Annotated in this window: 10 protein-coding genes; all 10 read right to left on the minus strand. The window is 57.8% G+C overall.

The annotated features are described in order from the left end of the window. Positions 1 to 61: 61 nt before the first annotated feature. On the minus strand, positions 62 to 1,096 hold the full coding sequence (locus hmeg3_RS14875) for a diguanylate cyclase (RefSeq protein WP_094564407.1): 1,035 nt from the start codon (positions 1,094 to 1,096) through the stop codon (positions 62 to 64). Positions 1,097 to 1,113: 17 nt separating this feature from the next. Next, positions 1,114 to 2,163, minus strand: coding sequence for a chemotaxis response regulator protein-glutamate methylesterase (locus hmeg3_RS14880; RefSeq protein WP_094564408.1), 1,050 nt, complete (start codon positions 2,161 to 2,163; stop codon positions 1,114 to 1,116). A gap of 1 nt (position 2,164) precedes the next feature. After that, complete coding sequence (locus tag hmeg3_RS14885) at positions 2,165 to 4,498, minus strand: hybrid sensor histidine kinase/response regulator (protein ID WP_094564409.1); 2,334 nt, start codon at positions 4,496 to 4,498, stop codon at positions 2,165 to 2,167. Next, positions 4,495 to 5,217 carry a chemotaxis protein CheW gene (locus hmeg3_RS14890; RefSeq protein WP_232511653.1) on the minus strand — a complete coding sequence of 241 codons (723 nt, stop codon included), beginning with the start codon at positions 5,215 to 5,217 and terminating at the stop codon, positions 4,495 to 4,497. Before hmeg3_RS14890 ends, hmeg3_RS14885 begins: the two co-directional genes overlap by 4 nt. Then, entirely contained in the window at positions 5,210 to 6,577 is a 1,368-nt protein-coding gene (locus hmeg3_RS14895) for a CheR family methyltransferase (RefSeq protein ID WP_232511654.1), read from the minus strand. The genes hmeg3_RS14890 and hmeg3_RS14895 overlap by 8 nt, the downstream gene beginning before the upstream one ends. Next, complete coding sequence (locus hmeg3_RS14900; RefSeq protein WP_094564410.1) at positions 6,574 to 7,035, minus strand: chemotaxis protein CheW; 462 nt, start codon at positions 7,033 to 7,035, stop codon at positions 6,574 to 6,576. The genes hmeg3_RS14895 and hmeg3_RS14900 overlap by 4 nt, the downstream gene beginning before the upstream one ends. Positions 7,036 to 7,108: 73 nt before the next feature. Next, positions 7,109 to 8,737 carry a methyl-accepting chemotaxis protein gene (locus hmeg3_RS14905; RefSeq protein ID WP_094564411.1) on the minus strand — a complete coding sequence of 543 codons (1,629 nt, stop codon included), beginning with the start codon at positions 8,735 to 8,737 and terminating at the stop codon, positions 7,109 to 7,111. Positions 8,738 to 9,104: 367 nt separating this feature from the next. Further along, positions 9,105 to 9,974 carry a formyltetrahydrofolate deformylase gene (purU, locus tag hmeg3_RS14910; RefSeq protein ID WP_094564412.1) on the minus strand — a complete coding sequence of 290 codons (870 nt, stop codon included), beginning with the start codon at positions 9,972 to 9,974 and terminating at the stop codon, positions 9,105 to 9,107. Between the two features lie 498 nt (positions 9,975 to 10,472). After that, a complete protein-coding gene (locus tag hmeg3_RS14915) occupies positions 10,473 to 10,991 on the minus strand; it encodes a polymer-forming cytoskeletal protein (protein ID WP_094564413.1) in 519 nt (172 codons plus the stop codon). Positions 10,992 to 11,175: 184 nt separating this feature from the next. Continuing rightward, positions 11,176 to 11,388, minus strand: a complete 213-nt coding sequence (locus hmeg3_RS14920; RefSeq protein WP_094564414.1) for a hypothetical protein — start codon at positions 11,386 to 11,388, stop codon at positions 11,176 to 11,178. Between the last annotated feature and the right edge of the window lie 242 nt (positions 11,389 to 11,630).

An 11,630-nucleotide genomic window follows, 5' to 3' on the forward strand; every position in this document is an offset into this window, starting at 1 on the left:
ATTGCCGGAATCGAGGCAGGTGTTCCGCATGAATGGGGCCGCGGAGTTGTACTGAGCTGACTCAGTCGTCTTTCGCTATCACCCGATTCTTGCCCTGCTGCTTGGCCTTGTATAGACGCTTGTCAGCCAGACGAATCAAGTCGCTCTGCGTCTGCTCATCTTTCGGAATCATCGTCGCGACACCCACACTGATAGTCAGCCATTCGCTGGTTGTCGAATGGGCGTGACCAATATGCAAGGCTTGCACCATTTCACGCAACTTGTCGCCCGCCGCCACTGCTCCCGCTTCATCGGTACTCGGCAAAATCACAGCGAACTCTTCACCGCCAAAACGCGCGCTCAGATCGGATGAACGCACCGCGCTCGATTCCATCGCCCGCGCGACGCTCTTCAATACCTGATCGCCGGCCACATGACCATAGTTGTCGTTGTACAGCTTGAAGTTGTCGACGTCGATCAGCAGCAGCGAAATTTCTTGCTGCACGCGCTTGGCACGCTTCCATTCGGCGTTGAGATAGTCATCAAAATAACGGCGATTGGCGATACTGGTCAGCCCATCGGTATTGGTCAACCGCTGCAATTCAAAATTGGTCTTTTGTAACTGCTGCTGGCTTTCGCGCAATGCACGATAGGCGGCATCGCGTTGCAGTTGATTATTGTACGAACGCGAATGGTAGCGGATACGCGCAATCAGCTCGATGGTGTCCGGCAGCTTGACCATGTAGTCGTTGACGCCGGTGGCAAAGGCGTCACGTTTGACCAGCGCATCTTCCTTGCTCGATAACACGATGATCGGAATGTCCATCGTCAGCGGATTGCTGCGGTATTGCCTGACCAGCGTCAGACCATCGACACCCGGCATGACCAGATCTTGCAGGATCACGGTAGGCTGGGTTTTCTCGGCGACGCGCACCGCATCTTCCGCGCGCGGGCAATAGTGAAAATCGATGTCGGATTCAGTCAGCAAAGCACGGCGAATTGCTTCACCGACCATCGCCTGGTCATCCACCAGCAACACCATGATCTTGTAATCCGCCGGCGGCAGCTGTAAGCCCAGTTCGCTGTCGGGGTTGTTGCCCAGAGTCGGTGACTCCATGTTGTCGTTCCTTTGCATTACGTAAATTGACTGACCAATGCCTTGGCGATAGCGCCGAGAGGCAAAATTTCTGTGGCGGCGTCCAGTGCAGCAGCTGCTTTCGGCATACCGTACACGGAACTGCTTTGGCGATCCTGTGCGATGGTGTGACAGCCCGCATCGCGAAGAGCCTTGAGACCGACGGCGCCATCACGCCCCATGCCGGTCAGCAACACCCCCACAGCCTGACCGCGCCACTGCCGGACCACGCTCTGGAAAAATACATCAATCGAAGGATGGTAGACGTCCTCCGGCGACTCCGGCATGTAGCCGAGGCTGTCGCGATTTCGAAACAGCAGGTGCTGGTTGGTGCCGGCCATGATCACGGTGCCGCGTTGCGGCCGGTCGCCCTCTTGCGCCACCCGCACCTTCAATCCGGTTTGCTGCTGCAACCACGCTGCCATGCCGCCAGCAAAACCGGGATCGATATGCTGGACGATCACCACGGCAGCCGGAAAATCCTTGGGCAGTTCGCGCAGTATCGATGCCAGTGCGCCCGGACCACCCGCCGATGCACCGATGACCACCAACTTGTCGGATGCGCCTGCAGGCACGGCGCCCCCCGCCACTGTTGACGGCTTGGATGTGCTCCGCTCTCGTTGCGGTGCGGCCTTTGCAGCGGCAGGCTTGTGTTCCATGCGGCCGATACGTGCGATCTTTTCCATCAGCACAGACGAACCCTGGCGCCAGTCGCTGCCGCTACCGGATAGAGCCGGCGTATCAACTGCATCGAGCGCGCCGTAACCGAGCGCCTGATAGACCTTATCAGCGCAGGCGCCGATATCGGCCGTCACGATCAGAATGGGACACGGGGTCTTCTGCATGATGCGGCGCGTCGCTTCGACGCCGTCGAGATGCGGCATGACGATATCCATCAGGACGATGTCCGGCAATTGCCAGGCACACAACTCCACCGCCTGAGCACCATCTTGCGCCACCCATAACAACTGATGCTCCGGCCATTCGGCCAGCACCCGCCGCAAAATTTCGACCACCATAGGCACATCGTTGACGATTGCAATCTTCACGTCAGGCAGCTCCGATCAAATCCACTACGGCCTGCAACAGGGTCTCGTCGTGGAAACTACTCTTGGTGAAATAATGATCCGCACCGGCTTCCAGCCCACGCTGGCGGTCTTCTTCCCGGTCTTTGTATGACACGATCATCACCGGCAAAGTACGCAAATGCGGCGCTTGCCGGATCAGTGTGACCAGCTCGATACCATCCATGCGCGGCATGTCAATGTCGGTAATGATCAGGTCGAATTGTTCGGTACGAACGGCATTCCAGCCATCCATGCCATCGACCGCCACAGTGACCTGATAGCCGCGATTGGACAACAGCTTGCGCTCCAGTTCGCGCACAGTCAGCGAGTCGTCCACCACCAGCACTTTCTTGCGTGCTGCGCCGACGTCGTCACTGGCGACATGCTGGACGTTCTCCAGCTGACCTGAGACGCTCAGCTTCTCGACCGAGCGCAACATGTCGGCCACGTCCAGAATCAATACCGGAGCGCCATCTTCCATCAAAGCGCCGGCTTGTACGTTGGGGATCTTGCCGAGGCGTGAATCGAGGGCCTGCACCACCAGCATGCGTTCGCCGAGGAAACGGTCAACCGCCAGGCCGTAGGTGTTTTCGTTGTCGCCGATGACCACCACCATCACCGACTCGCCCCTGGCCCGCAACTCGCCCTTTTGCAGAATCTGGTGCGCGCTGACGAGGCCGATCTGGCGGCCTTCAAAATGAAAGTGCTGATAGCCTTCGAGCACATCCAGTTGATCGCGCTGCAACTCCAGCGTGCGATTGACGTAGGCCAGCGGGAAAGCATAGGGCTCGTTGTCGATGCTGACCAGCAGGCTGCGGATCACCGACAAAGTAAGCGGCAACTGCAACTGGAAACGCGTGCCCTGTCCAGCAGTACTGGTGATGCGCACGGTACCGCGCACTTGCTTGAGCATGTCGGCCACGACATCGAGACCGACGCCGCGGCCGGAAATTTCGGTGACGGTGTCACGCAGACTGAACCCCGGCAACAGCAGAAAATCGAGCAGCTCCGACTCGCTCAGACGCGCCACGATATCTTCAGTGGACAGCTTGCGACTGATGATGGCGTGCTTGAGACGATCAAAATCAATGCCGGCGCCGTCGTCGATGACGTTTACCTGCAGCATGCCGGCGCTATGACGTGCTTCCAGCGTGATCTTGCCCTGCTCCGGCTTGCCGGCCAGCAAACGCTGGGACGGCGATTCGATACCGTGATCAACCGCATTGCGCAGCAGATGGCCAATGGGCGCATCGAGTTTTTCCAGAATGTCGCGATCGATCTGGGTGGCGCTGCCGACGATTTCCAGCCGTACCGATTTACCCAGCGTATGTCCGACATCGCGCACCATGCGCGCGTAGTTGCCCGACCCGACACCGGTGCCGTCGGCAAACGGACGCATACGGCAAGCCAATGCTTCTTCGTACAGACGCTGCGAAAGATTGACGGAATGACGGTCAAACATTTCCAGCTCGGCCAGCTGATCGGCGACCATATGCTGGGATTGCAGCATCAATGTGCGTACTTCCGTGAGCGCGACGTATGTCGCTTCGTCGCCGCCTGTCATTTTTTGCTGCAACAACTCGAGGGCTTGTGCGGCGTCGCGCTGGATGCGCTTCAGGCGCAGCATCGAGGCGGAAAAAGACTTCAGGCGACGCGACTCGACCAGCGACTCCCCGCTCAGGCTGAGCAGACGGTCGAGATTGTCGGCGCTGACACGCACCGAACGCACGCCGTTGGGTGAAACAGCATCGCGCAGTTCGCGTTGCTCGCGGCTATCCGCATGGTTTGCCGGGGCGGCGGATATAGTTGTCGCTGCCGCCGTCACAGGCACGTCATCAGCGAGTGCTGCATCGGCCGGCACGGCCGCAGCTGTAATGTCGTCGTCGCTATCGTCTGCCATCGCAGTGCTCAGCGCCAGCATGAAGCTGTCAATCTCAAGCTTGCCGGCATGCTCGCCCCAGGTTTCGTCGTCGCCCGGTGCGTTGGCGATGCGCGTCAGCAAATCGACGCCCTTGAACAACGCATCGATCTGCCGGCGCCGCAGACGCAGCTTGTCCTGTTGTGCCAGCACGAAGCAGTCTTCCATCACATGTGCGACATTGACGCCGGCATTGAGGCTGATGATACGCGCCGCCCCCTTGAGTGAATGCGCCGCGCGCATGCATGCCTCCAAGGGTTCGAGCAAGGCCTCGCGATCACTCTGATCATCGCTGTGCTCCAGCTCCAGCAGGCCGGCGTTCAGCACCTGCACCTGGCTTTCCACTTCATGCCGGAACAACTCCAGCATGGTCATCTGCCGGATATCGGTCGAACTCATGTCAGGCTCCGATTCAAGGCATAGAACAACAGGCCGCAATCGAGCAAGCCAACTTTCTTGTCGCGCCAGCCGATCACGGCCTGGGTATAAGCAGAGCCGGTTTGTGCCACGGTAGACGGCGGCAACTGCGCGGCATCAGCCGTATAGGCATGTACGCCGGATACTTCATTGACGGGGAATGCCAGCATCTGCTCCTCATGCGCCACCACCAACAGGCGCTGGCCGGCATGCGCCGCGATGGCATTGCCGCTAGTGCCACCGATACCAAGCATCCGCGCCAGCGACACGCAAATCTTGAGGGCGCCGCGAATATTGGTCAGTCCCAGCACCGACTGGTTGGCCTGATGCGGCAGGGAGTGAATTGTGCGCGCTTCAATCACTTCAACAATGGCCGTCGTCGGCAGGCCCAGCCATTCTTCACCGATCCGAAACACCAGCATCGATGCCGTCGCGTCGCCGCGGCCGCGCCTGAGCGTATTGCCCATATCGCCGTCACCGCCGCCGGACTGTAACGGCATCTCACCCTTCGGGAGAAAACCTGCGGCCGATACGGGCCGATCCAGCAAAGCGGAAGCGGCTGCGGCAAAGGTCGGGCAATTCAGGCAGCGGAAGTACTCTTTGAGTTGTGGACAACTGTTGTCGCCGCGCACGCCGATACGATTCCAGCAGTCGTCAACGGTAACGTCCAAGGCGGGCATCGTTTGCAAGAGGTCAGACATGCGGCTGCTCCTCGCTGCCCTGCGTCAGTTGTGCACGTTCGGCACGCTGCTGCAGACGCTGTGCGCCGGCGACATCACCTTGGGCTGCCAGCAAGGCAGACAAATGCAACAAGGCGTCGCGGTGATCCGGCTGCAGATAGATAGCCTTGCGATACAGCTGCAAGGCAGCAGACGCATCCTGGCGGGCATCGTTGATCAAGGCTTGCAAGTAATAAGCGTCAGCGGACGAACCGGCTGCGCGCAGGTGCTGCTCGCACAGGGCCTCTGCTTCCACCAGTTCGCCGCGGTCGGCGCAGGCGCGTGCACGCACGAGCAGGTCATCTTGCGCCGGCACAGAAATTTTCTCGACGTCTGGCCGGATGACAGGCAATGGCGCAGCAGCTTTGCTGCGCTCCCGTATCGTCGGTGTCGATGTTGGCGCCGGTACCGGCATCCAGGCGGGCGCAGCCGGTTTCGCAAACGCCGGCAATACAGGCACCACCTCTGCTCCTGCCATCGTCACCGATTTGCGGCGGAAACCAAAAGTCAGCGGAATGCCGATCGATTCGACATGCGGGCGCAACATGATGCCCGCTTCGGCAGGGCCGACAAAAATACAACCGTCCTGCCCGAGCAGACGCTCCAGTACCTGGACCGCCTGCACCTGCACATCGCGATCAAAATAGATCAGCACGTTGCGGCAAAAAATAAAATCGTAAGGCGCTTCGTTCGCCAGAAAATCATCGGCCAGCATATTGCCATGGCGAAAACTGACCTGGCGTCGCACTTCTTCGGACAAGGCCGATGACGTAGTGTCGTGGACGGAAAAATGCTGGTCGCGGTATTCCAACTGCTTGCCGCGGAAAGAATTGCGACCGTAAATGCTGCGCTGAGCGACCGACAACGAACGCTTGCAGATATCGATGCCGTCGACACGGAACTGCCCCGCCGGCACACCCGCGTCCAGCAGCGCCATGGCAATGGAGTATGGCTCTTCACCGGTGGAACACGGCAGACTCAGAATCCGCACGTGAGCGTTGGGCGAGCGCACGATCTTTTCACGCGCCAGGCGCGCCACGGCGAGAATAGCTTCTCGGTCGCGGAAGAACCAGGTTTCAGGTACGACGACCAGTTCAATCAGTTCCTGCAGTTCGCCTAGGCCCGACTGCAAAGTATGCAGGTAGCCGTAGATATCGTTTTGAGCAAGCTGGTTCATGCGCTCACGTACACCGCGCTCGATCAGCGCGCTGCCCACGGCGGCAACATCCAGTCCCATATGCTGCTTGAGCATGGCGGCGATCTGTTCGATCACCTGGATATTGGCCGCGCTACTGCCGAGGCCGTGATTACTGTGATTGACGCTCTTCATCTGCGCGCTCATGCCCGGCTCTCTTCCGGAAATAGCAAGGCTTGTGCCGCTTCGTCCAGCAAATCCGCCACCTTGACCCACTGGATCAATTCGCCTTGATGCCGCATGACCGGACCGAGATAACGCGCATTCTCATGCAGCAATCCGGATGCGGTGAACTCTTCGGCGTCACAGCGTAGCGTGTCAGTCGCCTTTTCGACGATCAGACCAAGCAACTGCGGCGCTTGCCCTGTGGGTGCGTAGTGCGCCAGTACCAGGCGAGTACTCAGGCGCTCTGCCGCCGGTTTGCCGATTGCCAGCATGCTGACATCCAGCACCGGTACATTGCGCCCGTCGTAACGGAAAATGCCGCACACCCATGGCGGTGCATCCGGTACCTGCTTGCACGGCGCAGGCGGCAATACCACGGCGACCTGGCTGGTTTCCAGGGCGTAGCGATCATTACCGATCTGAAAAATCAAAAAAAGCATGCTCAGGCCCGTGCAATTCGGGTTGTCTGCACTACAGTGACGACGGTGATGACCGTGTTTACGCTCATTGCCATCAGGCCGATACCTTGAAGCGCGAGACGCCGTTGCGCAAACCGTTGGACACCAGGTTCAGTTCATCGATGGCCTGGCTCGACTGCTGCAGCGATTCAACGGTCTGCTGAGCGGCTTCGCTTAGTTGCAGCAGCGCCTGATTAATTTGCTCGGCGCTATTGGCCTGCGCCTGCATGCCTTCGTTGACCATCTGGAAGCGCGGCGCCAGCGCTTGCACTTGCGCGATGATCTGCGACAGTTGCGTGCCGACCTGCTGCACTTCGGACATACCGCGACGCACTTGATCGGAGAACTTGTCCATCCCCATGACGCCGGCGGCGACCGCCGACTGGATTTCCTTGACCATCAGTTCGATGTCATAGGTGGCAACTGCCGTCTGGTCAGCAAGACGGCGGATTTCGGTCGCGACGACCGAGAAACCACGGCCGTATTCACCGGCCTTTTCTGCCTCGATGGCAGCGTTGAGCGAGAGCAGATTGGTCTGATCGGCGACCTTGGTGATCGTGGTGACAACCTGATTGATGTTGCCGGCTTTCTCGTTGAGGATGGCCAGCTTGCCGCTAACCGAACCGGCGGCGTCCATGACGTCGTGCATCGTCTCTTCCATGCGCGTCAGGCCGCCTTGACCGCTGCCGGCCAGCGTCGCCGCCTGCTCCGAGACGAGCGAGACTTCATTCATGGTGCGCACCAGATCACGCGAGGTGGCGAAGATTTCACGCGAGGTCACGCCAATTTCCGTCGTCGTCGCCGCCGTTTCAGCAGCGGTGGCTTGCTGTTGCTTGGAAGTGGCGGCAATTTCGGTCACCGAGGTCGAGACCTGAGCCGATGATTTCTGTGCCTGCCCCACCAGCGCGGTCAGTTCATCCGTCATACGGTTGAATCCTGCGGCCAGATGCGAAAACTCATCGCGGCGTTCAAAGTAAAGGCGCTGTGAAAAATCGCCGGCGCGCATGACGTCGAGGATTCCCATCAGGCGCTGCATCGGACCGGTGATCGCGCGCAGCAGGAAAAAGCCGCACACGACGGCTGCCGCTACCGCTGCAATCACCGAGATCAGCATGCTGGTCTTGGCTTGCGTCACAGCGTCGGTAATGCGCTGGGCGGAATCGTCGGAAATGGTCTTGTTGATTTCCACCATCTTTTGCGTCAGGCCATAGCCGGTGCGCCAGGCCGGACGAAGCTGCTCCGCGATGATTTTATTGACGGCGGGATTGGGGCTGGACAGATCCATTTTCAGGATGTCCTGCTGGATCTGGCGATAGGCCATGCGCGCCTGCTTGAACTGGTCGAACAATGCGCGGTCGCGTGCGTTGTAGACGGTCTTGTCGTACTCTTCCTGCAAGTGATTCAGGCGCTCGCTATTGGCGCGCAACAGGGCGATATCAGCCTGACGCGCAGCCTCGCTCTCATCAACCTGAGCGATCTGCTGGCCGAGCAGCAAATTCTCGTACCAGGCGGCATTGATCATGGTGCTGTAGTACAAACCCGGCGTGGAATCCTGCCGCAGACTTGTCGCCTCGTCATCGATCTTGGCCAGCCGCGTCGAAGCCACCACCGCCATGATGACCATCAAGATCAGGATGACCGCAAAACTGCCGAGTAGTCGCTGTTTGATCGTCCAATTTTTCATGCTGAGCAGGCTTTCCTGAAGTAGGGGTACGGCACAACGCCACAAGCAGCGTAAAGCTGCGCGGCGCGAAATTTATTTTGCAAAAATGTCGATAAAACGCGAGATTCCTGCTCCACCGGCATTATGGCCGAATCGTTGCCGCATTGCCATACGCGAAAGCAGCGGACTCCCGCATGGAGCCTGCTTTTTCGTCAACAATCGGAAGCATGATGCGAGCCACGACAGAAACTCTGCAGAAACCTGGACTGCAGACGCAACAACGCCGGCTGCAGATCAGATCTGCGCCGGCGTTGAAAGACTGGCTCTATCGCTGCCTCTGGCTTGCACCACAGGCTTGAATGATTAAGCTTGAATCGTCAGGCCTGAATCAGTTGAAAATGACCGTTTTATGACCGTTGAGCAGGATGCGGTGCTCGGTGAACCATTTCACCGCACGTGCGAGCACCACGGATTCGATGTCACGCCCGATGGCGGTCAAGGTATCCGGGCCCATCGAATGATCAACGCGCTCCACGCCCTGCTCAATGATCGGACCTTCGTCCAGATCGCTGGTGACAAAGTGGGCGGTTGCGCCGATCAGCTTCACGCCGCGATCATGCGCCTGGTAGTAAGGCTTGGCGCCCTTGAAGCTTGGCAGGAAGGAATGGTGGATATTGATGGCGCGACCTTTGAGCGCAGCACACATGGATGGCGACAAGATCTGCATGTAGCGCGCCAACACCACCAGATCGATCTGATTGGCTTCAACGATTTCGAGGATGCGCGCTTCCTGTGCCAGCTTGGCCTCTTCCGAGGCACCGGTTGCCAGTGGCAGGTGATGGAACGGAATGTTGTAACTTGCAGCCAACTGGTAAAAGTCGGTGTGATTGGACACAATCGCCGGAATCTCCACCGGCAACAGGCCACTCTTGTAGCGGAACAGCAGATCATTGAGACAATGTCCGATCTTGGACACCATCAGCATGACACGTGGCTTCTTGGCGGCGTCGTGCAGCTCCCAATCCATGTTGAGCAAGCTGCCCAATACAGCAAAATCAGCCCGCAGTGCTTCGTCGGTGACACTGGTGTCTTCCGAGGAAAAATGCACACGCATGAAGAACAGTTTCGATTGCGCATCGCCGAACTGCGCCGAATCGATGATATTGCAGCCGTGATCGGCGAGGAAGCCCGACACGCGATGCACGATGCCGCGCTGGTCGAGACAGGAAATGGTGAGAATGTATTCCGGGTGGCTCATAATCAATCTTAAAAACACAGTCGTCCACTGCTCAGCACTTTATCGGCATGTTTCCCGAGTGCAGTAAAAAAGCATAACGAAGGACGAAAAGCGCTATTGTCGCATGCCCGGCGCACGCGCACAAAGCCCCCGCCTGCCCCACAGGCGGTTCAGAGAGGTAAAAATAAAGCTCATCGAGACAAACGGAGACGTGCAAAAGGTCACTTCCGACCGCGAAACGCCTCAGAATCGGATGCTCGGCAGCATGGAGACGCGGAGAAAATACTGCCGCCGAAGCACGCAGCACTTTTCCACAGCATAGCCATACTCGCCCCGTCCACGACAATAAAACCGTCCGGACGCCGCCCGGAAGGCTTCATTTGTGATGACAAGAACAAACACAGCCGCCGATGCTGCGTACGGCTATGAGTTTCACGAGATACGCATAGAAGCGGCACGCCAATCAGCGCCCGGATCCCTGCCTGACCGATACTCTCCTTGTTTGAGGCCAGGTCTGAATTACGCGGTTTTAGCCTGCAAAAGTTCGCGCTGCTCTGCTGCGCCGCCGACCTGCACATCGCCGCTGAGCTGGCCACCCTCTTCAATGACCAGTTTGCCATAGCGGATTTTGCCCGAGACTCTGCCGCTGGAATAGATAACCAGCTTTTGACGTACAGTCAGATCACCGTCGAAGTCGCCGCGGATTTCGGCCAGATCGATTTCTGCCGAACCTTTGAAAGCGCCCTTCTCTGCGATCTGGATCACACGCGAGTCCATCGTCGCTTCAACACGGCCTTCAACAACGAGCGTGTCGCAGTCGTTGATCTCGACGCCCTTCAGTTTGATGTTGGGACCGACGATCAGCTTGCTACCCATTTCGTTGGAACCGGAGCTCGATTGTGGGCTGGTAGAAGATGGCGTGTTGGTCGTCTTGGCCACATTGGATACACCCGGTTGCGTCAAATTATTACTGGCGCTGAAAGGGGTATTTGGCGAATTGGTTTCTCGTTTGCCAAAGAGAGTTTCTGAGCGAAGCATGGTATCTCCTGAAGATAAATGTGCGGTGCAAGACGTGGCACTGATAAAACGAATCGGCGATGCGCTCATCTGGTTTTTCAATCACGATGAACATCTTCGCCGCGGAGGGCGAGATCGCTGAAAAGCTGATGCCGACTGATGTTGATGGACACGAGCTGTGCAACGATCTCAGCGTTTCGGCACATCAATAAATAGAAAGTTCACGAGAATTTTGTAACAGTGAAATGAGAGCGTAAATATTTTCCGCGTGTGTGCGCATGATGTTTTCACGCTGCGAATTTTTCGTACTGATTAAAATGTGCCGGCTATTTTTCAGCGATGCCTCAGAGATGCTTATCACTGCAAATTTCTGCGCCTCCATCGCAAAACATGTCTCGTCAATGTCAGGTGCAATCATGCTCAGTTACCTCTTCCATTGGCGATTCGCTTCGCTTGCACATTCATCGTAGTTATATACTTGCGACCGATTCACGATCTGATCATTCGAAGTCAATACAGCGATCTGATGCAATGCAAGTGCTGTTACATTTTTTTGAGAAAAAGATCGTCGCCGACGAAGGCGCGCCGTCTCGAAAAATGTAACCGGACGCGCTTGACTTTTTTGAGGCCGCAAGAGATTCTTTGGCGCACTCTGAGGGA

It is taken from the genome of Herbaspirillum sp. meg3 (assembly GCF_002257565.1).
Lineage (GTDB): Bacteria > Pseudomonadota > Gammaproteobacteria > Burkholderiales > Burkholderiaceae_D > Herbaspirillum.

Excerpts from the sequence above, each read along its gene's own strand:
- hmeg3_RS14890 (WP_232511653.1), bottom strand. The coding sequence starts at position 5,217 with ATGTCTGACCTCTTGCAAACGATGCCCGCCTTGGACGTTACCGTTGAC.
- hmeg3_RS14905 (WP_094564411.1), bottom strand. The coding sequence starts at position 8,737 with ATGAAAAATTGGACGATCAAACAGCGACTACTCGGCAGTTTTGCGGTC.
- hmeg3_RS14885 (WP_094564409.1), bottom strand. The coding sequence starts at position 4,498 with ATGAGTTCGACCGATATCCGGCAGATGACCATGCTGGAGTTGTTCCGG.
- hmeg3_RS14875 (WP_094564407.1), bottom strand. The coding sequence starts at position 1,096 with ATGGAGTCACCGACTCTGGGCAACAACCCCGACAGCGAACTGGGCTTA.
- hmeg3_RS14915 (WP_094564413.1), bottom strand. The coding sequence starts at position 10,991 with ATGCTTCGCTCAGAAACTCTCTTTGGCAAACGAGAAACCAATTCGCCA.
- hmeg3_RS14920 (WP_094564414.1), bottom strand. The coding sequence starts at position 11,388 with ATGATTGCACCTGACATTGACGAGACATGTTTTGCGATGGAGGCGCAG.
- hmeg3_RS14900 (WP_094564410.1), bottom strand. The coding sequence starts at position 7,035 with ATGCTTTTTTTGATTTTTCAGATCGGTAATGATCGCTACGCCCTGGAA.
- hmeg3_RS14895 (WP_232511654.1), bottom strand. The coding sequence starts at position 6,577 with ATGAGCGCGCAGATGAAGAGCGTCAATCACAGTAATCACGGCCTCGGC.
- purU (WP_094564412.1), bottom strand. The coding sequence starts at position 9,974 with ATGAGCCACCCGGAATACATTCTCACCATTTCCTGTCTCGACCAGCGC.